The organism is Acinetobacter sp. H1(2024) (assembly GCF_046557555.1).
Classification (GTDB): Bacteria; Pseudomonadota; Gammaproteobacteria; order Pseudomonadales; family Moraxellaceae; genus Acinetobacter; species Acinetobacter seifertii.
The window spans coordinates 1,018,245-1,039,017 of sequence record NZ_JBKGFO010000001.1 but is presented as its reverse complement, the minus strand read 5'-3'; the positions used below and the strand labels follow the sequence as shown (position 1 = coordinate 1,039,017).

The window sequence follows — 20,773 nt, the reverse complement described above, 5'->3', positions numbered from 1 at the left end:
ACTTCTCCACCTGTTAATTTGCAGAGAATTTTTCAAACAAGAAATTAGCAGGTTTGATATTTTCAGTTTCTAACCAACCACGTACCGCTTCTACCATTGGTACTGGGCCACATAGATAAACATCGACGTCGCCACCGTTTAACCAGTCACTTTCAATATGACCAGTGACATAGCCTTTACGTTCATGATTGCTCTCAGGGCTTGCAACTACAGTTCGATATTCAAACCATGGGAATTTTGCTTGCAACTCATTGAGTTTTTCTAAAGCAACCAAATCAAAGTCATTGGTGACACCAAAGACTAAACGAACAGGCTGTTCTGAACCTTTCTCTTCAAGCACTTGTAACATCGACATAAATGGGGCAATACCAGTACCACCGGCAAGCATCAGTACTGGACGCGCTACATTACGTAAATAGAAGCTACCGAATGGACCGGTAAATGTCATTTTGTCGCCAGCTTGGGCATTTTTGCTTAGGAATTCACTCATTTTGCCATTCGGTACGTTACGGACCACAAAGCCCGTTAAGCGATTGCCTGGTTTTGAGCTAAATGAATATGAACGTGTTTCGCCAGTTTCAGGAATTGCAACATTCACATACTGGCCTGCAAGAAAATGAATATCCGGTTGACCTTCATCAAGTTGAATATCAAATGTGATGGTTGAGTCTGATAAATTTTCAACGCGAGCTAGGGTACCTTGGAAGCTATGAATTGCAGTTTTGCAAACATCTGACGAGGCTTGAATTTGAAATACCGCATCTGAAGTTGGACGACATTGGCAAGCAAGAATATAGCCTTGCTCAGCTTCTTCTGGGGTTAGTGCATCTTCAATATAGGTTTCTTCTGGCATGTCATAACTACCGGATTCGCAAAATGCGCGGCAAGTTCCACATGCACCATCACGGCAATCCAAAGGAATATTAATTTTTTGGCGATAGGCTGCGTCAGATAGAGTTTCGCCTTGAGCTACGTTAATGAAACGTGTAACACCATCTTCAAATTGAAGTGCAACATTGTGGTTTGACATGGCATGTATCCTACAAAATATTTGAAACTTTTACCCTCAGCCAACAGTCCGTTTAACTGAGGGGGTATGTCTTAAAGGTGGTAGATATCAATGACTTGATTGATATAGTCATTTTTCAAAACGACATACTTGCTCAAGATTTTTGGTTGATCACCTGAAAAATCGATCACATAACGTGACATACCGAAATAGCTGTAATTTGTCTTGTAACGGAAACTCAAGGTATTCCAGTTAAAGCGGACCGTGACTTTGTCGCCGTCGCGTTCTACGACTTCAACGTTGGCAATATTGTGGCTTGTGCGTGTGTCCGGCATGGTTGCAGATGAGCGCTCAGTTTTGATACGGAACACACGATCTTCTAAACCTTGACGGTCTGGATAATAAATAAGTGAAATTTCAGATTGCGGATCTTCAGTTAATCTATCGTCGTCGTCCCAAGCTGGCATCCAGAAAGACGCTTCTGGTGCATAGCATTCAATCCAATCTTCCCATTGTTCATCATCTAAAAAGCGAGCTTCACGATAGAGAAACTGAGCAATATTTTCTAAAGTTGCTTTGTCTTGAGCACTCATGCTGTTTCTCCCTGATCAGCAATTTCTTTCTCTGATGCAATCGCGTGTTTCATGGTGTGTAACCAATATTGATGTTGGGCAAGATAAAGACCTTCATCTTCAGTTTTGATACCACTTAACATGGGTTTTAAACCGATTTCGTTCGCTGCATCGTCTGGTCCATAAATCCAGTGTTTTGAACCACGGCACATGTCATTCCATTCAAGGGCAATACCTGCGTAGCCTGCCTGACAAGCACGGAACTCTTCTAAATCGTCTGGTGTTGCCATGCCTGAAGCATTAAAGAAATCTTCATATTGACGGATACGACGTGCGCGAGCTTCAGGTGCTTCGCCTTTAGGTGCGATACAGTAAATGGTGACTTCAGTTCTATTAACCGAAAGTGGGCGAAGTACACGAATTTGCGAACCGAACTGATCCATCAAATAAACGTTTGGATAGAGACACAGGTTACGTGAACGCTCAATCATCCATTTCGACATCGCTTCACCATATTTTTCGGTGTATTCATCTGCTTTCGGGAAGTTTGGACGATCTTCTGGGTTTGCCCATTGTGTCCAAAGCAACATGTGGCCATTTTCAAAGCCATACGAGCCACCGCCTTGTTTACCCCAAGAACCTGCACTCATCGCACGGATGTTATCGGCAGCTTGTGTTTCTTTGCGGTGTTGAGTTGTTGCTGCGTAGTTCCAGTGCACAGCAGAAACATGATAACCATCGGCACCATTTTCAGCGGTGAGTTTCCAGTTGCCTTCGTAGGTATAGGTAGATGAACCACGTAAAACTTCAAGGCCATGTTCAGACTGATCAACAATCATGTCGATGATTTTGGTAGTTTCACCCAAGAATTCTTCAAGTGAAGGAACATCGGGATTTAAGCTACCAAATAAGAAACCTTTGTAGCTCTCAAAACGAGCCACTTTTTTAAGGTCATGTGAGCCTTCTTGGTTAAAGCAGTCAGAGTAACCAGCTTCGCTTGGGTCTTTAACTTTTAGAAGTTTACCTGAGTTGTTAAATGTCCAGCCGTGGAAAGGGCAGGTATATGTTGCTTTGTTACCACGCTTGTGACGGCAAAGTTGTGCTCCGCGGTGTGAACACGCATTGATCATGGCATTGAGTTCGCCGTTACGGTTGCGGGCAATAATGACAGGCTGACGACCAATGTGAGTGGTGTAGTAGTCATTATTATTTGGAATTTGACTTTCGTGTGCTAAGTAAACCCAATTACCTTCGAAGATATATTTCATTTCGAGGTCAAATAGGGCTTCGTCAGTAAACACTGAGCGATGAAGTTTAAATTCACCTGTATCGATATTATCTACAAGTAATTCATCAATACGGTCAAGATGGCTAGTATTGATTACAGGAATACGTGGCATGTCCGTTCTCCGACTTTCCAAAAGTGTGGAAGTCACCAAGGCCTTAGCTACGATCTACAAGGTCTTGATATCCTAATATTGTCAATGAAGCGCATGAGTGCGCTGGGTGTTTAACCGTGAATTGATGAAGATGAATCACTGGAAGATTGGCAAGAGGGCTTTTTCACAAAGCAATTCATCACTTCATCGGTTTGTTGCTTGTATATACCTTAAAAGAATGGTTAAACTGTGTCTAAGACTGAATTTGCATTTTTTTATATCTTAAAGGTATGGAAGCCTTATGGAACTAAGACATTTACGGTATTTTGTGGCTGTTGTTGAAGAGCAGAGCTTTACAAAAGCCGCAGAAAAACTATTTATTGCTCAACCACCTTTGAGTCGACAGATTCAAAATTTGGAAAGTGAGCTTGGAATTCAACTGTTTGAGCGCGGAAGCCGTCCTTTACAGACAACCCCAGCCGGACATTTCTTTTATCAGCATGCCCTTAAACTTTTGTCGAATGCTGAAGAAATAAAAAGTATGACCAAACGTATTGGTCTCATTGAACGTAGTGTGACGATTGGTTTTGTCGGTTCTTTACTCTATGGTTTACTGCCTCGAATCATCTATTTATTTCGGCAACAACAACCTCATTTGAATATTCAATTGATGGAGTTGAGTACGACCGAACAACTACAGGCATTAAAAGAAGGGCGTATTGATGTTGGATTTGGTCGTTTAAGAATTAGTGACCCTGCGGTGAGACGTATTCTGCTACGTAAAGAGCGTTTGGTGGTTGCTGCACATACCAGCCATCCTATTGCTCAGCGCACAGAAGGGGTATATCTGGCCGATCTCATTGATGAAAAGATGTTTATGTATCCCACTTCGCCGAAACCCAATTTTTCGACCCAGCTTTTAAATATTTTTGCCGAGCATAGTTTGGTTCCAAAAAATATGCATGAAATACGGGAAATTCAGCTGGCTTTGGGCTTAGTTGCAGCGGGAGAAGGGATCTGCATTATTCCAGCAAGTGCCGATACCATTCGATTTCCCCACTTAAACTATATTCCGATTTTAGATAACGGCGCGGTCAGTCCAATTTTTATTACTGCAAGGGCAATGGACCGAAGTGAAGATTTACAGTCATTGTTTGATTGTATTTATCAGGTGTATGATCTTGAAGGTATTCCATATAAACGTACCGTTTTCACGCTCGATCAGAATCCGATAGATGATTCAGACGGTATCGATTTTTAAATAAAGCAGGGCATAGCCTCAAAAGCTGAAGCTATGCGTTGATGTGTTTTAGAAAGCCCAAATCAGTTTTAGCCAGCTGGTATGTCCTTCTGGACGATATTCGACTTCGGTTTCTTTTAAAAATTTGGCTTCAATAGACCAGTTCTTATCGGCATATTGAATGCCTGGACCAATTGCAAAAGCCTGTCCTTTAAAACCAATATCATTTCCATTTACTTTGTCATCTGTGGTTTGTTTAAAAGCATAGCCTTCAACTGCCACTTTGAGTTTGGGGTTAATGCGGTAACCTAAGCTATAGTCACCCGCAATATATTGTCCAGACTGATAGTCGGTCGCGTCGTTACGTGTATTCCAGCTATAAGACAGTTTAGTTGAAAGATCTAAGCCCGCCGCGTTGGTATAACTATAGGCAATAATCGGTCGAATGGTGTGATAGTTTTTCCCGAGATTGGCTTCAACTGGATGTGTCGTACTTGGAGTGTCGTATTCACCTGTCCCAAGTACCGTTTCGAGAGCTGCAATCCAGTGATGATTTCCTTGATGCCAGCCGAGCATACCACCCAAAATCAAGTCTCCGAGTCCTTGGTTTGAGTCAGCCATCCCATTTACTTTAAGCCGTAGATCAACCAATGGTTGGGCTGCATAAAACCCGAGTTGTCCATCCATAATTTTTTGTTCGGTCATCCAGACCAAACGAGGAACCACGGCATTGACATCAACATGGAACTGATCGGGACCATTTTGAAACTCTGATGCGTGATAATTTTGATAATAACTGAGTAGATAAACCCCAGCAGGTGGTAAGGCACCCGCCATCATACCTTCGGCACCTAAAGCAAAAGAGTCCGAGCCATTTTCTGTCGCAAATGCAGAGGGAAGGTAAAGGGCGCCGATTACACCACATATGATTGCAGCAATTTTGTTATTCATAGAATGTCCTATTCTGTGTTGTTTGGCTTGACACTAAAAAACGTTATTCCTTAACGGTCTTTAAAATTTGAGTCTGTTTAACCTGTAAATTTGGAATGCAGAACTCCTGTGAGCTTTGTATTTACTTTCTAAATTACAAATACAAAGCTCATTTGAAAAAGCGGATTGTCGAATGGTTTGTCTTTAGATGTGCTTAAACAAAGCCGAACGTGACTGTCCAGCAGCACCATCGGCTGCACTTAAGAACCGTTCAGTGTGAATGTCCCGTTCGAATAAGCGACTTTGCATGAGTGTTGAAATTGCCGAGTCGATCATGATTGGAGGACCGCACAAATACGCTTTGTGTCCACCACATCGATTTTCAAAGTAATCGGCAACAGCCTCATGCACGAATCCGGTAAATCCAGTCCATTGGTCTTCTGGTTTTGGTGCATTCAGGGCAGGGATATAGCGGAAGTTTGGATAGTCTTTTACGAGTTGTTCAAACAAATCTCGGTTGTATAGCTCTGCCAAGTCTCGTGCTCCTTGGAAGAGGTAAATCGTGCGACTATCTCCCGACTCAAGTAAATCTAAAATCATCGATTGTGGACTTGAAAGACCTGAACCTCCTGCAATGAAAATGGCATTTTGATCATCTGACTTGCGTACGAAAAATTGACCATAAGGGCCTGAAATATCAAGCTGATCACCTGTGGCAAGTTGTTCATGTACATAAGTCGTCGCTGCACCGCCTTCAACTTTACGGATATGCAGCTCAACAATGCCCACTTCACTTGGTGAATTGGCAATTGAAAATGCACGAGTTCCTTCAATATCTGGGAACTGGGCATTGATATATTGGCCAGCTTGGAACTCGATTGGGCGATCTAGTTGTAGTCGGATTCCTTTAATGGTTGGCGACAAGTCTTTTATATCAATGACGGTCGCTTGATAGTCTTGAACCAAATGACCTAAGAAATCTGGGTCTTCATCGACATCAGCTTCAATGACCATGTCGGATTGTGGTTTGCAGCAGCAGGCAAGCACCTTATTTTCATCGCGTTCAATATCCATGAGCGCAAATGGAGAGGCTTCACCAACATCATAAAAACCGTCGGTGACTTGAACCTTACATGTCCCGCAAGTGCCATGACCACAGGCAAAGGGTAACCAAACGCCTTGGCGTAAAGCGGCATCTAAAATGGTTTGGTCTTCTTCTACTTCAATCGTTGTTCCGATCGGTTCAATGGTGACTTGATAACTCATGACACACCTCCGAATTAAACGTAACTGTCGTTATAGCCATTTAATTCTGGCGTAACGAAACGAAGTAATGACTTATGCCCAAAACCAAGCTCTGCCAAGCTTTGTGTACTCTCTGGGCTAATTGTTTGGCCATCTAAGGTGTATTGCACTTTTGACCAATCAATTTTGTCAAAATCTGGATGTTGGGCAAAACCACCTGTAATTTGTTGCTCAATCAACTGTCCAAAAGTTTGTTGAGGCGAGGCAAGCATGGCATGTGCCGAGCAAAAAAGGGTGTGATGATCCCAACCCACATAAAGTAAGAATTGATCGCCATAATTTTTTTGTAGATCAAGCGGTTCAAATTGATAGTTGTTGTGTATCGCGCGAACAGTCATGTTCAATCTCCTTATTTCCTATCAGGCAGCTTGATGACTGCCTGAACAATTCCTTGTGCTTAAGCTGCGTTGCCTTTCCATTTTTTCCAGCGCCGTTGGTCTGGTGAACCTTCAATATCCAGATTGTCGGCGCCGACATTCATGCGGTAATAATCACGGAGCATGGTTTCGAGGTCACCGCCACCACAGTTACCTTGCAAAATTTGATTTACAGGGAGCCATGCTTGTATATATTTCTCAGGCTCGCGCTCGAAAATGTCATGACAGCCATCTGAACAGGTGTGGTAGCGTTCGCCTTGGTAGATGCTATGGCGATAACTAAACTGAGTCGGATCATCGCCCATTTCGGTAAAGGTCATTGGAATCTGACAAACCTGACAAAGCTGTGGTAAACCTGCGCTGTAGAAGCGTTTACCTTCGGCTTCCATTTTGCGAGCCAACTCCCATTTTGGGCGGTAGTATTTATCAAAAGTGTCTGGATATTTAGCAGATAACCAATCCATTTCTTCGTCGGTTGGAATCCAAGTATGGAAACCGGCAGCATGACCAAAGTTATAGAAAATCCACCATGCTTGATGCGAGACATGCTCTTTTTCTTTCACAATCACATCGCTATATTTCGGCATGCGAATGCCATAACGACTTAAATCTTTAAATAGCGCACCGCCTGCTTGTTCAAAATAAACTTCCCACGCTTCTTTCCAAGACATCACTTTGTTTGGCAGCATGTAATCCATCATCATGCCTACAATTGAAAGCAAACGTGTCCCACGCCAGAACCATTTATCAATCCATTCTTGCACAATCGGTACGTTGTCTTCATGCTGTTCGAGCAAGAATTTTACGATTTCAAGACCAAGCGTCATGTGGCGCGCTTCATCTGACTGCGCACTAAAGCCAAAGGTTACAGTTGCCATATCGCCGTTATAAGCTGCACCTGACATAAACGGCACAAATAGCAAATTGGTAAGTACATATTCAAAAGCAAAACTAATTGCTAATAAAAACTCGAAAGGGCCAGCGGAACGAGCGTCTTCAAAAAATGATTTAGGCACAGACAAATACCAAACGCGGTCATGCATGTGTGCCCAGTCCTGAAAACCATCAAAGAACTTGTTGTAATGGCTCATGGCATGAATTTGGGTCTGTACATGACGCAGCTCATCAATCGACTGCATCTGAGAAGCAATACGTGCTCCAATACCACTAAACTGGCGACCTACATGGGCATAGCCTTGATAGGCCTGATATTCAAGTGGGGTCACCGCTGTTAAGAAGAGTTTGATGGCATTTAAGTAACGTTCATTGCTGACATTCATCTGACCATTGTTTTGAGCAAAAGCATCAAAAATGGCATAAAGTTTTTTCTCTTTTTCTGCCTGATATTTCCAGTAAGCATCCATAGTTAAACGGAATGGATCTTCCCATTTAGACCAGTCAGTAATTTTGATACCTTCAAACTCTTCATAAGGGAAGGCCTCTTTACGGTCAGCATAGGAAAAGTCCCAGTCTAGATCACGGGTTAATGCGCGGTAACGATCTTTCGCATTTAATTTTTTGCTGGTTTCTTTGGTTTGAGTTGTCATGATTGATCATCCTTAAATCTTTGTTAAACAACGTCTATGTTGTGATTAATTCCAGTGAAGGCGGAAAGTATCGTCATCTTCTTCGACGTTGCCGCCCAGCGTAATCATGTTGAGTTGTAATGATTGGATGTCCCAATCTTGGCCTAGTTTTTCAGATACGGTTTCGGCTTTAATCACCAAATCAGTTTCACTTTCAATTCGAATCATGGCGGGTAAATACTGAATTGAAGCTTCAGGGTTATCTTCTTCAATCGCTTCGAGGATGTAGCGTGAGGTATCGTTGTCTTGTAATGCGAGATAGACTTTAGACATATTGCTTCTCCTTAAGCATTTGTAAGTGGTTGTAGGCCGAGTTTTTTTGCACGTTCAATAACGGCTTGTTCTGCTTGATCAACTGCATCTGCTGTTAAGGCTGCTGTTGCCCACGGCGTAAAAGCTGCTTTTACTTGAGCTAAAGACTGGGTGAACCATTCATTTAATAGCTGTTTGTTATGATCGGATTCTGCTGCGGCAGTTTTAATGACGGTGTCTGACCACTTACGTAAATCACCTAAAGTGTCTTTCATAAACTCAGTTAGCATGGCTAAGTCACGAGCATTTTGAGTGACTAACCAATGATCAAGCTGTTGATAGACCAGCTCTGTCACAAAGCCGTCAATCACAAGATTTTGTAATAAGAAGAGTTTGAAATAGTCTTGCTCGGTGAGGCTTTCTTCACATAGACGGCGTAAGCCTTGCCATGCAGGATGCTGCATCCAAGCCTGTTTTGCCTGCTGTAGTGAGTCGCCGCTATTACCATCTAAAGCTAAGCCAATCCGTGAGATGTACTGCGCAATACCTAAATGATCCATCGCGGCATAAATACAAGCTTGGGTAAGTACGGTGCCATAACCATAGGCACTACCAGACATCATGTGTAAGTTGGCCGTTTGTTCAACGTGGCGAAATGGCAATAGGCATTCAATGATCTTAGCTTTGACTTCTTCAGATAAATGTTCTGCAAGCTGACGTTTTTCAAAAAAAGCAAAATTACTTTCGGCTGTGTCCTGCAAACGTGCACGGTGTTGAACATAAGTTCCATAATAGAATTGACGTGGATCTTTAAATGCGTACCAGTCTTGCATTTGCAGGGCAGTATGGGTTTTATCATTTAAGGTTTTTTCAGGTTTCCACAAAGGATGATAGTGAAAGTTAGTCTCTGCCTGTACATCGAAACTTACTTCTTGATATCGAGTTGCTGGCTTACTACCAAATCGTCTTTCGATATAGGCGTAGTTTTGGCGGATAGGTTCGACATTTGACGTTTTGATTTCTAAAGTCATGGCTTTATCTCCTTATATTTTTTACATCTGATCATCGTGATCGTTGCTATTACGTTGCGTGCCGACTAAGGTTGCTTCAGTGCCATAGCGCCATTTTTCTTCTTGAGCATCATTAAAAGCTTGTTGCTCTTGGGTCATTTCAACTACTTGATTGGTCTTACAAAAATCATTAAATGCATGTTTAGGCAAAACCAGTTCCACAAATAGACTTGGGTCGTGAATGGCAAAATCGAATTCGATAAACTCTGCGTTTAAGTCGCCAGTGACCCGAATATATTTGGTTAATACTTCGACTTGAGGTTGCGTCATGCTGTACTCCATCAAGACATGGTCTTGAAATTGATGAATGCTCCTTGCTCTCGCTATAAGCTTTACAAAAGCTATGCCAACTTTTTTTTATTATTAAAAACAATTAATTAAGATTTTTATGGAAAGTGAGTTGTTTTCAAAATTCACCATTTCATGAATTTTTTTGAATAGTGAAATAGATATATTCATGATTTGATGAAGAGGGTCGTAAAAATTTCTTTTTAGAATGTTTGAAGCTTTAAAAGGAGAGATTTAGAAATACTTTTTTAGTATGAAGTTATGTCTTTAAGGTACTAGGATATTTATCTGGTTCTTCTATAAGATGAGATAACACCCAAATGTGTTTAATGGATTAAAACAGATCACTCATGGCTCGAGTAAAATACGATACAACGGGACGATACGCAGATCATCCGCAAGAAATTCACGATTTGCTGTCTAAACTGCACTTTGATACTGCCCACGGCCAAATCTGGTTTGATGAATATCGGATGCTGCTTTTACACACCAGCATTATGGGATATTTGCGTAAAGATTTAGCACACATGATTGGGCTTGAGCGGACCAAGCGTTTCTTTATTCGATTGGGCTATCAAGCTGGGTTAAAAGATGCAGAAGTTACAACAAAAATGCGTCCCGATTTAAATGAACACGATGCTTTTATGGCGGGTCCACAAATGCACGCCATTCGTGGAATGGTACAAGTACAGGCCAATCAGCTCAATTTAAGCCACGATAAAAAACAGTTTTATGCCGATTTAAATTGGCTTAACTCTTTTGAAGCCGATGTGCATTTAGAGCATTTTGGTCCGAGTGATGTACCTTCATGTTGGATGTTACTTGGCTATGCATGCGGATATAGCAGTTTTGCGACGGGCATGACCATTATTTATCAAGAAATAGAGTGTAAGGCCTGCGGCGATGAGCATTGCCGTATTATCGGTAAGCCTTTAGAAGAGTGGGAAAATGCAGATGAGCTGATTCAGTTCATGTCACCCGAACCTATGGAAAAAGAACTCATTGCGTTACAGGCTGAACTTTTTGAGCTTAAAAAATCAATTTACAGTGACAGTGAAGCCGATTACCAATTATTTAGTTCTGTGGGTAAGTCAGCATCTTATAAACAGGTCTGTGCATTACTAACCAAAGCAGCAGGTTCGAAAGTTTCTATTTTGCTACAAGGTGAAACTGGCGTTGGTAAAGAAGCTTTTGCACGAGGGGTTCATGAAAATAGCCAAAGAAAAGACCAACCTTTTGTTGCGGTAAACTGTGCAGCGATTCCCCCAGAGTTAATTGAGTCCGAATTATTCGGGGTAGAAAAGGGTGCCTATACGGGGGCACATCAGTCTCGCTTGGGCAAGTTTGAACGAGCCAATGGCGGTACTATTTTTTTAGACGAAGTGATTGAGCTTTCACCTCGTGCACAAGCGGCACTATTACGCATTTTGCAAGAAGGTGAATTTGAGCGAGTTGGAGATTCGCAGACACGTATTTTAGATGTCCGTGTAATTACAGCAACCAATGAAGACCTTGAACAAGCTGTGAAAACAGGACGATTTCGGGCAGATTTGTATTATCGCTTAAATATTTTTCCAGTTCAGATTCCGCCTTTGCGGGAGCGCCGTGAAGACATTCGTTTATTGGTTGAACACTTTATTCATCGCTTTGAAAAAATGTACGGCAAAACTATTCAGGGCGTAAGTGAAAAGACCAAAGTTTTTATGCAGCAATATGAATGGCCGGGAAATATTCGTGAGTTGGAAAACTTATTAGAAAGGGCGGTTTTATTAACGGACGATCAGCAACTGATTAAGTTAAATGCCATTTTTCCACAGATCAAGCATGACCCAGAGCAGGCTGTAGCTGTTGAAACTGACTTTGAGCAATTATTAAAGGCAGAGTTTAATTTAGAAGAACACGAAAAGCAGTTAATTTTAACAGCTTTAAAAAAGGCAAATCATAATGTGTCTGAAGCGGCACGTTTATTGGGGCTAACTCGGGCAGCACTAGACTATCGAATTAAAAAATTTCAGCTTTGAGTTAATATCAACAAACACAAAATAAAGGCCTAACTTTAAACGTTAGGCCTTATTCATTATTGTACTTGAGCTGGAAAACCATCTTCTTCAAGTGCTTCGGTAATTTTATCGACGCTTTCACTGCTTTCAACAGTCACGATTTTGGTTGCTAAATCTACATCTACTTTTGCATTTGGATCGATATCTTGAATCGTCGCAGTCACTCCACGAGCGCAGCCACCACAAGTCATATTTTCAATAAGTAGTTTCATGTTCATACTCCATCAAGAATGAGATGTTTGTTTGGATAACACTGAGTCTAAACCTTGTCATGATTGTAAGGTCAAGACCAATTTTTAAAAAAATATGCTTGACCTTCCCATGATGGGAATCTGTATGCTCAATACAGAATATTAAATTTTGCAGATTTGCAGAGGTGTTTGATGGACTCAAAAAACACAAAATTGCCAGCATATAGTGAAACACTTCCAATCGAAGGTATGACCTGTGCCTCGTGTGTAGGTCGTGTCGAAAAAGCACTTAAGAAAGTTGAAAATGTAGAGATTGCTAACGTTAATTTGGCAACAGAAAAAGCCGTTGTTTATTCAAATCAACCGATCCACCGTGAAGCACTGGTTAAAGCAGTTGAACGAGCGGGTTATGATGTTCCAAAAGCTGCACCAGTGGAGTTGTCTATTGAGGGCATGACCTGTGCATCTTGTGTTGCACGTGTTGAAAAAGCCCTTAAAAAAGTAGACGGCGTTCAAGAAGCCACAGTCAACTTAGCAACAGAGCAAGCTTGGGTGCAGGCAGATGCATCAGTCAATATTGAAGACTTAATTCGCGCTGTAAAAAAAGCAGGTTACGACGCGAAAGCATCTGAAAAAAATCAAGATGAGCAACTCGACAAAAAAGCGTCAGAGTTAGATCAGCTTAAAAAAGATTTAATCATTTCGATTGTATTGGCTTTACCTGTGTTTATTCTGGAAATGGGTTCACATCTCATTCCAGCTTTTCACATGTGGGTCATGCATACGATTGGTCAATACAATAGCTGGCTTTTACAGTTTGCTTTGACCACATTAGTGCTCGTTTTTCCAGGTCGCCGTTTTTATCAAAAAGGAATTCCAGCTCTATGGCGTTTAGCGCCAGACATGAACTCGCTAGTGGCAGTTGGAACTTTGGCTGCCTACAGTTTTTCAGTTGTGGCAACCTTTATGCCACACGTATTACCCCAAGGCACGGTCAATGTTTACTTTGAAGCGGCTGCTGTAATTGTCAGTTTAATTTTGCTTGGACGATATTTCGAAGCAAAAGCCAAAGGACGTACTTCACAAGCCATTCAACACCTAGTGGGAATGCAGCCGAAAACTGCTCGTATCCAGCGTGATGGTCAAGTGGTGGAAGTTGCAGTTGCTGAAGTGGTCAGTGGAACTATTGTAGAAATTCGTCCGGGTGAACGTGTGCCAGTCGATGGTGAAGTCGTCGAAGGACACAGCTACATTGATGAATCTATGATTACGGGTGAACCTGTCCCAGTTGAAAAAATAGTAGGCCATCAAGTGGTCGGTGGTACGGTCAACCAAAACGGTACTCTAAACATTCGGGCAACCGCAGTAGGTTCTTCTTCTGTACTTTCACAAATTATTCGCATGGTTGAGCAGGCCCAAGGTTCTAAACTTCCGATTCAGGGTTTAGTTGATAAAGTCACTATGTGGTTTGTGCCTGTAGTGATGTTAATTGCTGCAATTACTTTCTTGGTTTGGTTTATTTTTGGGCCAGAACCTGCGTTGACTTTTGGTTTAGTGAATGCTGTTGCGGTACTGATTATTGCGTGTCCTTGTGCGATGGGGCTTGCAACACCAACTTCTATTATGGTCGGTACTGGACGTGGTGCTGAGTTAGGGGTTCTGTTCCGTAAAGGTGAAGCTTTGCAGCTTTTGCAAGAAGCGCAGGTCGTTGCAGTTGATAAAACGGGCACACTGACCGAAGGTAAACCGACACTAACAGACTTTAATGTGCAATCTGGCTTTGAACGTGAACAAGTGCTAACTTTAGTTGCCTCAGTCGAAGCTAAGTCTGAACATCCAATTGCTCTTGCGATTGTTCAAGCAGCAGAAAGTGAAGGCTTAAACTTATTACCGGTAACAGCATTTAACTCGATTACAGGTTCAGGTATTGAGGCGGAAGTTTCAGGCCAAAAAGTGCAAATTGGCGCAGATCGTTATATCCACCAACTTGGTTTAGACACCAACTCATTCTACGCGATTGCTGCTCAATTAGGTGAAGAAGGCAAAACACCGCTGTATGTTGCTATTGACCAACAACTAGCTGCAATTATTGCTGTGGCGGATCCAATTAAAGAAACAACCTATGCTGCGATTGAGGCCTTGCATCAATTAGGTCTCAAGGTTGCCATGATTACAGGCGACAACCGTCATACGGCGCAAGCAATTGCCAAAAAGCTGAATATTGATGAAGTTGTGGCAGAAGTTTTACCCGAAGGCAAAGTGGACACAGTTCGCCAACTGCAAAAACAATATGGTCGTTTGGCCTTTGTAGGTGACGGTATTAACGATGCACCAGCCTTGGCGCAAGCAGATGTTGGCTTAGCCATCGGTACAGGAACAGATGTTGCCATTGAAGCTGCCGATGTTGTATTGATGTCAGGTAGTTTAAAAGGCGTACCGAACGCAATTGCATTAAGTAAAGCAACCATGCGAAACATACGTCAAAACCTGTTCTGGGCATTTGTATATAACGTTGCTTTAATTCCAATTGCAGCAGGTGCGCTATATCCAGCATTTGGTGTATTACTTTCACCGATGTTTGCAGCAGGCGCGATGGCACTTTCTTCGGTTTTTGTTTTAGGCAATGCATTACGCTTAAAACGTTTTCATGCGCTCGTACAGTAAGGGTGCTGAAAATCAACTTTTGGTTTAAGATCATGACAGCAGGTCTTAAACCAAATTTAATATTTGAGGTGTGAGATGAATATCGGTCAGGCATCCAAACATTCGGGTATTTCGGCGAAAATGATTCGCTACTATGAAGAAATCGGTTTACTTGAAGCAGCTCAGCGTTCTGCTTCTGGCTATCGCATTTATTCAGAAACAGACCTTAAAACTTTAAACTTTTTAAAGCATGCTCGAGAGTTAGGTTTTTCATCTGAACAGATGAAAGAGCTTATTTCGCTTTGGAAAAATACAGGCCGGCAGAGTGCAGAGGTGAAAGCCTTAACGGTAAAACACATTGCCGAATTAAAACAGAAAATTGCCCATCTCCAAGAAATGGTTAATATTTTGCAGGCTTCAGCCGATGATTGCTGCGGCAACCAGCAAGCTTCTTGTGCGATCTTAGATCACATTGAAAAAGGTGTGGGTGTAAGCTAAGTTTCATTAAAATAAAAAAGGAAAATTATAGTGTATACGGCATCTTGTCTATGTAATGGTATCCAACTACAAATTAATAGCGAATTAGAACCCATCATGGTGTGTCATTGCACACAGTGTCAAAAAGCCCAAGGTGCTGCTTTCGCTGCCATTACTCAAGTACAAAAAAATGACTTAAATATTGTGCAGGGTGAAAATCTTTTACAGGCTTATTTTGCATCACCTAATAAAAAGAGAGTGTTCTGTAAAACTTGTGGTTCACCGATCTGGAGTGAACGTCTAGATAAGCCTGAAGTAGTGCGTTTGAGGGTAGGACTCATTAATGAAGAAATATCGACATCTGTCATTTCTCATGCTTTTGTGTCTTCAAAAGTGAAATGGTATCCAATTTGCGATAGTGCTAGCCAATATCAAAATGGAGTAGAAAACCCTTAAATATTAAGGTTGGATCGTATTTTATTCATTTGTAAAAAAACGTGAACAAGACTAGTCATGAATAAATAATGTGCTATAACTGTACCTAAGGTAATCGTAATATCTCCTCGATCCACAGGGAAACTTGGGACAGGGCAAAAGATACGATAAAACCTTACATATAGCTAGCAAAGAGCATGTAAGAGATGGATAGACACAAATCTTAGATTGCTCACCGTTGCAGAAAAGCCCGTGAAACGGGCTTTTTTAATGCTTGTAAAAACTATTTCTTATTTAGAAAGATTATAGTTTTTTAAACTATTTATGAAAAAGTAATGTAAAAATAACAAAATATTTTAAATATACAGACTATTCTGTATTGCAATTTGTTTTTATTAAGGGTACATTTAGTCAACGGTTTAAAGTTCAAGCTTAATAATGAACTCATGGTCGTTGTGGGAGATCTAAGAGCCTGCATTTTCCCCAAGATGCGGGTTTTTTTTATGCCTAAAGAAAAGTAGTTTTTCATCTCATCTAAAAATTTTAATTTTCTAATTGTTTGTTCTTTAAATATTTAAAACCCACGAGCCTAATAGGCCGTAGGTTTCTACAATAAAACTAGAAGTTAAGCACGATATGCCAGACAAGCTTTAGCACATGCTAAACAAGCTTTGGCACAAAGCTGGCAATGCTCATGTTCGTGTTTGCTACATTCAGCTGCACAAAGTTGGCACGCGCTGGCACATAATTGCATGGCTTGTTCAGCAAGCTCCGAATGTCTTAATTCTAAAGATGTGCAAAGCTGACAGGTTTCGACACAGGTTAAACAATGTTTAATACATTCACGCATCATATGCACATGTTCTTCTTGCAAACATGCTGAGGCGCAATGTTTACAAGCAAACATGCATTCAATGCAGGCTTGAACTGAAGTAGATGCTTGATTAAACAGAGATTGATTTGGTTCTTGTGAGCTATTCATTTTAATATTCTCCTTTTGAAAGGCTATTATTAAAAAACAGAATATTGTTATCTTTTTTCATTTTATAAAATCATTTTTCCTATTGGGCACTTTGAAATGAAAGGTCTACAAATGCTCAATAAGGAATTAACCTCGTATAAGAATGTTACAAGTGCTTTTCTAATTAAATTTTTTAAAAGGTAAAAAATAGATTGCTCAAGACAAACTACAAAATTTATTTTCATATAATACTTTTGGCTAATTTTTTTATGGATGAAAATTAGGCAAATTATCAGTGTGAACTTTAAGGGCACACGTAATGGAAAACATTGAACAGTACGCTCACGGAGCTGAGCATGAAGTCCACGTACACTGCAAACGATCATTAAGCACATTAATACTGAGCCTGTTTGTATTAATCGCAACTGGTCGTTAAAAGAAAAAGCACCCACGGGTGCTTTTTCTGTATCTATTGACTATTGATAGTTTTGTTTAAGAGCCTGTAAAGCCGCGCCGTTTTTTATAGGCTTTACGATCATAAGAGGGAATATTGGACTTTTGAAGATCAATAGCCAGTTGTTTTTTGCGTTGAAATTGCACTTCACTTAAAAGTGCGTCATAAATTTTGGAACGATCAGTTTTAAACTTTTCTACATCCAATGGAATTTTACTTTCCTGCTTAACAATATACAAAACAGAACCATTGGCATTAGTTTCATATATTGTCCAACCAACTCTTACAATGTAGAGGCCGGTTTTTGCATCCTTTCCTAAATAAGCTTTAAAACCATCGGGATGAGGGCGAACATAAGCATTCATCATGCATCCTCCATCAACTATTTAATTCGATGAAAGCGGCGATTAATGAATTGATGGGGAACGATACATCTACTCAGTAAAATCACGATTTTCATGTGTATATATATTGATCAATTTGGTAATTTCAAGGCGTGTGATATTTCTTTTTTTGCTATTTAAGAAGTGGGAAATGGCCTAAAAAATATATAAATAATCACTTATTTTTAAAAAAATATATGATTTTGGAGTTTAATATCTTTTTAAGTTAATGCAGTGTTTTTTTATAAATGTGTGACGCATTTTGCAAATTTAAAATTGGAACAAATTTTAATGAATATAAATTCACTTTTTATTAAATTATTAATTTTAAAAAATAAAAAGTATTTGTAATATTTCTTGTTACAACGATTTTGTCGACAATAGATGCTCTTTTTTGACATATTTCGCCTAGAGCAATCAGTGAGTTTTGGCCTATGGTGTCATTTTTATTTATTGGACTTGTAGTCACTATCTTGCTGACTCCAGGACCAACAAATACATTATTAGCCTCGGCTGGCTTGCAAGCAGGGGTAAAGCATTCTCTTAAGTTAATTCCAGCAGAGGTCATAGGTTACCTGATCGCGATTACCTCATGGGGTGTTTTACTTGAGTCGGTATCTCATTTTATTCCATGGCTTCCAGCTATATTAAAATTGATGAGCGCGAGTTTCATTCTCTATCTTGCTTTTAAACTTTGGATAACATCGACTGAAGATATTAAGCTAGATCGACCACTGATCACGCCAAAGGCTTTATTTGTTGCGACACTTTTAAACCCTAAAGCGTTACTGTTTGCTTCAGCGATTTTTCCACATGCAGCGTGGGAAAATCCGAATTTGTATTTTATTCACATTGTTGTCTTTTTATCTTTAATTACCCCAATTGCTTTTTTATGGATTATGTTTGGAACTGTACTGATTTCAAATAAAGTAACTTGGTTGAATCAACGTAATTTACAACGTACGGCTGCATTTATTTTAACTTTTTTTGCGATGCCAATCGGCTATTCTGCGATTAGCTCATTTTAAACTTAACCGATTATTTATATTAAAAATTTATTTTTCAGGAGATTTTTATGAAAAGATTAAAAGTAATTATCAAGGATCAGTTTGACAAAGAATCAATTGCTTTGGCAAAAGTTAGACCAATGAATGACCATGCACTTGAACTTCATAAAAGCATTGAACATATTGAAATTAATGACGATATCATTTTGCCCAATATGGATTTATTATATGAAAACCCTAAAGACGGCAAAATTTATCAGTTAATTGGTGCATTCAGTGAGGAATAACTATTAAATTAAATTTAACAATAACTAACTACATAGTTTGTGTTTATTAGAGTCTCAATGGTGGAAATTAAGCCAAACTAACGTATAGACACAATTAAAATATTGAACATTGGTAGTCATTATGGGACTATGTTTTTGCAAAAATGTGACCTAATCCTCATTTTTGCATTTCAGGACTAAGTGGTATTCACTAAGCCCATTCCTTCAATGAGAAGTAGGAATGGGCTTTTTTTATGAAATCTTATTCTTTGAAAGTTTCATCTAAAGCTTGTTGAACAGCTTCAATTCGAGACTTGCAAGCTTTGTAAGCGCTAATAGACTCTTCAACAACTTTCATTAAATTATCAATATCGGGACTTTCTTGAGATTCCAATAACTCAGCATTTTTCTTCAAAATATCATGACCATCTTTAAACGTTAACTCTTCATTCTTCATTTGGAATTACCTGTGTAATGTTGGCTTCAATCACACCATCTTGCATTTCAATTGCAATGGCGGGGCTTGAAATTTGCTGTATAGAGCGAATCGCTTTTCCTTCAGATCTGACTATTGCATAGCCTTTAGCTTGAACCTGTTTCGGGTTTTGCAAAAGAATTTCCTTCATTAAAGATTCGATTTGCGCTAATGAAAATTTAACTTGTTGCTGTGAGCTAAACTGAATACGTTCTTTCATCTGGTCAAGTAGACGATGCGCCGAGTTAAGCTGATTTTGTGCCGAAGACTTAATGTGTTGAAGCAGTTGATCATTTTTGCTTTGATACGTCGTGATTTGATGCTGAGAAAGCAGCTTAATCGTTTGTAGACTATCTAGTGCTTCTTGTACGCGTTCAACAATATGGTTGCGAATACCAGCAATCACTTTACTTGGAGTATCAAACGAACGGTGTGCAATCTCATCAAGGATGGTACGGTCTTTTTCATGTCCAATACCAACCCAAATTGGTACGCTGCGTTTACAGAGTAGGGCTGCGAGCTCATAATCATTTAAATAAGCTAAATCATTTACAGCGCCACCCCCACGAATAATTACAATCAGATCGGGTGGGAAGTTATAACGGTTTGCCCATTGCTTTAAACCAGTTGCCAACGACTCCATCAGACTAACGGCAGCCGTATTGCCCTGAAAGGTTGCATTTTGATAAACAAAATGACAAACCCCATTTCGCTCAAGAGCATCTGCATCTTTTTTAAAATCACCGAGGCCCGCAGCATTTTGTGGAGCAATCACTAAAACATTTTGTATATCAAAAGGAGTAGGGATGAGTTTATTTTTATGAATTAAACCTTCTTGAGTTAAACGCTCCACAATTTGTTGATAACGTTTTGCAATTTCACCAAGTGTAAAACTTGAGTCTATCTCTTCAATATTGACTGAAAATCCGTATTGCGGATCAAAACGCGCTCTAATTTTAATTAAAACATTTAAGTCACTTGCTAACTCAATTCCTGTTTCACGTTCAAACTTAAGAACAATTTTACTCGCTGAAAATTTCCAGATGGTTGCTTTACAACTAGCGATGACTTTATCTGTATCTGCGTCTTTCTCTGCAAGTTCTAAATAGTAATGTCCACCTTTAATATTTAAATTCCGAATCTCTGCTCTAACCCATACGGGATCGTCAAAGGTCAGGCGTATGACTTCCTGCACAGTGCCGAGATATTCGCTGAGCGAGAACTGAGGATCAGACATATAAACTATAAATGTATTAATGAGAGAAAGAATCTAGATAGTATAAAAGCTATCCAAGCAAGGCAATTGGTGTCTATAAATATCGGGTTCTATTTAAAATAAATACAACAATTTAACGAGCTAAAAGTTGGAAATTGATACGCCTATTTAGAGCAAGTGGTAAAAAATGAAAAATT

General features: G+C 40.1%; 21 protein-coding genes and 2 pseudogenes. 8 read left to right on the top strand and 15 right to left on the bottom strand.

Features of this window, described 5'->3' with window-relative positions; all coding sequences use genetic code 11:
* Positions 1–13 precede the first annotated feature (13 nt).
* From benC to benA, 3 genes and pseudogenes are all read right to left on the bottom strand, one after another.
* Positions 14–1,030 (bottom strand): benzoate 1,2-dioxygenase electron transfer component BenC, encoded by a 1,017-nt coding sequence (gene benC, locus ACLCEG_RS04845; protein ID WP_151741868.1) that lies wholly within the window; start codon positions 1,028–1,030, stop codon positions 14–16.
* 52 nt (positions 1,031–1,082) lie between these two features.
* Positions 1,083–1,602, bottom strand: a pseudogene (benB, locus tag ACLCEG_RS04840) (benzoate 1,2-dioxygenase small subunit).
* A complete protein-coding gene (benA, locus tag ACLCEG_RS04835) occupies positions 1,599–2,981 on the bottom strand; it encodes a benzoate 1,2-dioxygenase large subunit (protein WP_004793610.1) in 1,383 nt (460 codons plus the stop codon). The pseudogene benB and the gene benA overlap by 4 nt, the downstream one beginning before the upstream one ends.
* 106 nt (positions 2,982–3,087) lie before the next feature.
* Between benA and ACLCEG_RS04830 the strand changes: the two are divergent.
* Together ACLCEG_RS04830 and ACLCEG_RS04825 are read left to right on the top strand one after the other, a co-directional pair.
* Positions 3,088–3,217: pseudogene (locus tag ACLCEG_RS04830) on the top strand (hypothetical protein).
* Positions 3,218–3,261: 44 nt separating this feature from the next.
* On the top strand, positions 3,262–4,221 hold the full coding sequence (locus tag ACLCEG_RS04825) for a LysR substrate-binding domain-containing protein (RefSeq protein ID WP_410566273.1): 960 nt from the start codon (positions 3,262–3,264) through the stop codon (positions 4,219–4,221).
* 48 nt (positions 4,222–4,269) lie between these two features.
* Here the strand turns inward: ACLCEG_RS04825 and ACLCEG_RS04820 are convergent, their stop codons facing one another.
* The 7 genes from ACLCEG_RS04820 to ACLCEG_RS04790 form a co-directional block, all read right to left on the bottom strand.
* On the bottom strand, positions 4,270–5,151 hold the full coding sequence (locus ACLCEG_RS04820; protein ID WP_410566270.1) for a transporter: 882 nt from the start codon (positions 5,149–5,151) through the stop codon (positions 4,270–4,272).
* 183 nt (positions 5,152–5,334) lie between these two features.
* Positions 5,335–6,396 (bottom strand): NADH:ubiquinone reductase (Na(+)-transporting) subunit F, encoded by a 1,062-nt coding sequence (locus ACLCEG_RS04815; RefSeq protein WP_151741871.1) that lies wholly within the window; start codon positions 6,394–6,396, stop codon positions 5,335–5,337.
* 14 nt (positions 6,397–6,410) lie between these two features.
* Complete coding sequence (locus ACLCEG_RS04810; protein ID WP_044100884.1) at positions 6,411–6,773, bottom strand: phenol hydroxylase subunit P4; 363 nt, start codon at positions 6,771–6,773, stop codon at positions 6,411–6,413.
* A gap of 59 nt (positions 6,774–6,832) precedes the next feature.
* Positions 6,833–8,359 (bottom strand): aromatic/alkene/methane monooxygenase hydroxylase/oxygenase subunit alpha, encoded by a 1,527-nt coding sequence (locus tag ACLCEG_RS04805; RefSeq protein ID WP_410566267.1) that lies wholly within the window; start codon positions 8,357–8,359, stop codon positions 6,833–6,835.
* Between the two features lie 45 nt (positions 8,360–8,404).
* The gene (locus ACLCEG_RS04800) at positions 8,405–8,671 is read right to left on the bottom strand and encodes an MmoB/DmpM family protein (protein ID WP_000049450.1); all 267 of its coding nucleotides are present in this window, start codon (positions 8,669–8,671) and stop codon (positions 8,405–8,407) included.
* Between the two features lie 11 nt (positions 8,672–8,682).
* Positions 8,683–9,681 (bottom strand): aromatic/alkene monooxygenase hydroxylase subunit beta, encoded by a 999-nt coding sequence (locus ACLCEG_RS04795; RefSeq protein WP_410566264.1) that lies wholly within the window; start codon positions 9,679–9,681, stop codon positions 8,683–8,685.
* Between the two features lie 21 nt (positions 9,682–9,702).
* The gene (locus tag ACLCEG_RS04790) at positions 9,703–9,990 is read right to left on the bottom strand and encodes a phenol hydroxylase subunit (RefSeq protein ID WP_049065253.1); all 288 of its coding nucleotides are present in this window, start codon (positions 9,988–9,990) and stop codon (positions 9,703–9,705) included.
* A 368-nt stretch (positions 9,991–10,358) separates the two neighbouring features.
* On the opposite strand from ACLCEG_RS04790, the gene mobR reads away from it, so the two are divergent.
* Complete coding sequence (gene mobR, locus ACLCEG_RS04785; protein ID WP_410566261.1) at positions 10,359–12,029, top strand: phenol degradation transcriptional regulator MobR; 1,671 nt, start codon at positions 10,359–10,361, stop codon at positions 12,027–12,029.
* A gap of 56 nt (positions 12,030–12,085) precedes the next feature.
* On the opposite strand, the gene ACLCEG_RS04780 is transcribed toward mobR, so the two are convergent.
* Positions 12,086–12,286 (bottom strand): heavy-metal-associated domain-containing protein, encoded by a 201-nt coding sequence (locus tag ACLCEG_RS04780; protein ID WP_077162564.1) that lies wholly within the window; start codon positions 12,284–12,286, stop codon positions 12,086–12,088.
* 165 nt (positions 12,287–12,451) lie between these two features.
* Between ACLCEG_RS04780 and ACLCEG_RS04775 the strand changes: the two genes are divergently transcribed.
* The 3 genes from ACLCEG_RS04775 to ACLCEG_RS04765 all read left to right on the top strand — a co-directional run bounded on the left by ACLCEG_RS04775 (position 12,452) and on the right by ACLCEG_RS04765 (position 15,835).
* Complete coding sequence (locus tag ACLCEG_RS04775; RefSeq protein ID WP_410566258.1) at positions 12,452–14,923, top strand: heavy metal translocating P-type ATPase; 2,472 nt, start codon at positions 12,452–12,454, stop codon at positions 14,921–14,923.
* A 75-nt stretch (positions 14,924–14,998) separates the two neighbouring features.
* Positions 14,999–15,400, top strand: a complete 402-nt coding sequence (cueR, locus tag ACLCEG_RS04770; RefSeq protein ID WP_191015205.1) for a Cu(I)-responsive transcriptional regulator — start codon at positions 14,999–15,001, stop codon at positions 15,398–15,400.
* 27 nt (positions 15,401–15,427) lie between these two features.
* Entirely contained in the window at positions 15,428–15,835 is a 408-nt protein-coding gene (locus ACLCEG_RS04765) for a GFA family protein (RefSeq protein WP_410566559.1), read from the top strand.
* A gap of 604 nt (positions 15,836–16,439) precedes the next feature.
* On the opposite strand, the gene ACLCEG_RS04760 is transcribed toward ACLCEG_RS04765, so the two are convergent.
* Positions 16,440–16,796, bottom strand: coding sequence for a four-helix bundle copper-binding protein (locus tag ACLCEG_RS04760; RefSeq protein ID WP_002048782.1), 357 nt, complete (start codon positions 16,794–16,796; stop codon positions 16,440–16,442).
* 471 nt (positions 16,797–17,267) lie between these two features.
* On the bottom strand, positions 17,268–17,597 hold the full coding sequence (locus ACLCEG_RS04755) for a hypothetical protein (RefSeq protein ID WP_022574738.1): 330 nt from the start codon (positions 17,595–17,597) through the stop codon (positions 17,268–17,270).
* A gap of 449 nt (positions 17,598–18,046) precedes the next feature.
* On the opposite strand from ACLCEG_RS04755, the gene ACLCEG_RS04750 reads away from it, so the two are divergent.
* Both ACLCEG_RS04750 and ACLCEG_RS04745 read left to right on the top strand, forming a co-directional pair.
* Entirely contained in the window at positions 18,047–18,640 is a 594-nt protein-coding gene (locus ACLCEG_RS04750) for a LysE family translocator (RefSeq protein WP_004702695.1), read from the top strand.
* Positions 18,641–18,687: 47 nt separating this feature from the next.
* Positions 18,688–18,906, top strand: coding sequence for a hypothetical protein (locus ACLCEG_RS04745; RefSeq protein WP_004702694.1), 219 nt, complete (start codon positions 18,688–18,690; stop codon positions 18,904–18,906).
* 241 nt (positions 18,907–19,147) lie between these two features.
* Here the strand turns inward: ACLCEG_RS04745 and xseB are convergent, their stop codons facing one another.
* Complete coding sequence (gene xseB / locus ACLCEG_RS04740; RefSeq protein ID WP_004702693.1) at positions 19,148–19,342, bottom strand: exodeoxyribonuclease VII small subunit; 195 nt, start codon at positions 19,340–19,342, stop codon at positions 19,148–19,150.
* A complete protein-coding gene (xseA, locus tag ACLCEG_RS04735) occupies positions 19,332–20,597 on the bottom strand; it encodes an exodeoxyribonuclease VII large subunit (protein ID WP_348901545.1) in 1,266 nt (421 codons plus the stop codon). Before xseA ends, xseB begins: the two co-directional genes overlap by 11 nt.
* Positions 20,598–20,773 lie beyond the last annotated feature (176 nt).

Coding starts and splice junctions, on each gene's coding strand:
- benC (WP_151741868.1), bottom strand. CDS start 1,030: ATGTCAAACCACAATGTTGCACTTCAATTTGAAGATGGTGTTACACGT.
- benA (WP_004793610.1), bottom strand. CDS start 2,981: ATGCCACGTATTCCTGTAATCAATACTAGCCATCTTGACCGTATTGAT.
- ACLCEG_RS04825 (WP_410566273.1), top strand. CDS start 3,262: ATGGAACTAAGACATTTACGGTATTTTGTGGCTGTTGTTGAAGAGCAG.
- ACLCEG_RS04820 (WP_410566270.1), bottom strand. CDS start 5,151: ATGAATAACAAAATTGCTGCAATCATATGTGGTGTAATCGGCGCCCTT.
- ACLCEG_RS04815 (WP_151741871.1), bottom strand. CDS start 6,396: ATGAGTTATCAAGTCACCATTGAACCGATCGGAACAACGATTGAAGTA.
- ACLCEG_RS04810 (WP_044100884.1), bottom strand. CDS start 6,773: ATGACTGTTCGCGCGATACACAACAACTATCAATTTGAACCGCTTGAT.
- ACLCEG_RS04805 (WP_410566267.1), bottom strand. CDS start 8,359: ATGACAACTCAAACCAAAGAAACCAGCAAAAAATTAAATGCGAAAGAT.
- ACLCEG_RS04800 (WP_000049450.1), bottom strand. CDS start 8,671: ATGTCTAAAGTCTATCTCGCATTACAAGACAACGATACCTCACGCTAC.
- ACLCEG_RS04795 (WP_410566264.1), bottom strand. CDS start 9,681: ATGACTTTAGAAATCAAAACGTCAAATGTCGAACCTATCCGCCAAAAC.
- ACLCEG_RS04790 (WP_049065253.1), bottom strand. CDS start 9,990: ATGACGCAACCTCAAGTCGAAGTATTAACCAAATATATTCGGGTCACT.
- mobR (WP_410566261.1), top strand. CDS start 10,359: ATGGCTCGAGTAAAATACGATACAACGGGACGATACGCAGATCATCCG.
- ACLCEG_RS04780 (WP_077162564.1), bottom strand. CDS start 12,286: ATGAACATGAAACTACTTATTGAAAATATGACTTGTGGTGGCTGCGCT.
- ACLCEG_RS04775 (WP_410566258.1), top strand. CDS start 12,452: ATGGACTCAAAAAACACAAAATTGCCAGCATATAGTGAAACACTTCCA.
- cueR (WP_191015205.1), top strand. CDS start 14,999: ATGAATATCGGTCAGGCATCCAAACATTCGGGTATTTCGGCGAAAATG.
- ACLCEG_RS04760 (WP_002048782.1), bottom strand. CDS start 16,796: ATGAATAGCTCACAAGAACCAAATCAATCTCTGTTTAATCAAGCATCT.
- ACLCEG_RS04755 (WP_022574738.1), bottom strand. CDS start 17,597: ATGATGAATGCTTATGTTCGCCCTCATCCCGATGGTTTTAAAGCTTAT.
- ACLCEG_RS04750 (WP_004702695.1), top strand. CDS start 18,047: ATGGTGTCATTTTTATTTATTGGACTTGTAGTCACTATCTTGCTGACT.
- ACLCEG_RS04745 (WP_004702694.1), top strand. CDS start 18,688: ATGAAAAGATTAAAAGTAATTATCAAGGATCAGTTTGACAAAGAATCA.
- xseB (WP_004702693.1), bottom strand. CDS start 19,342: ATGAAGAATGAAGAGTTAACGTTTAAAGATGGTCATGATATTTTGAAG.
- xseA (WP_348901545.1), bottom strand. CDS start 20,597: ATGTCTGATCCTCAGTTCTCGCTCAGCGAATATCTCGGCACTGTGCAG.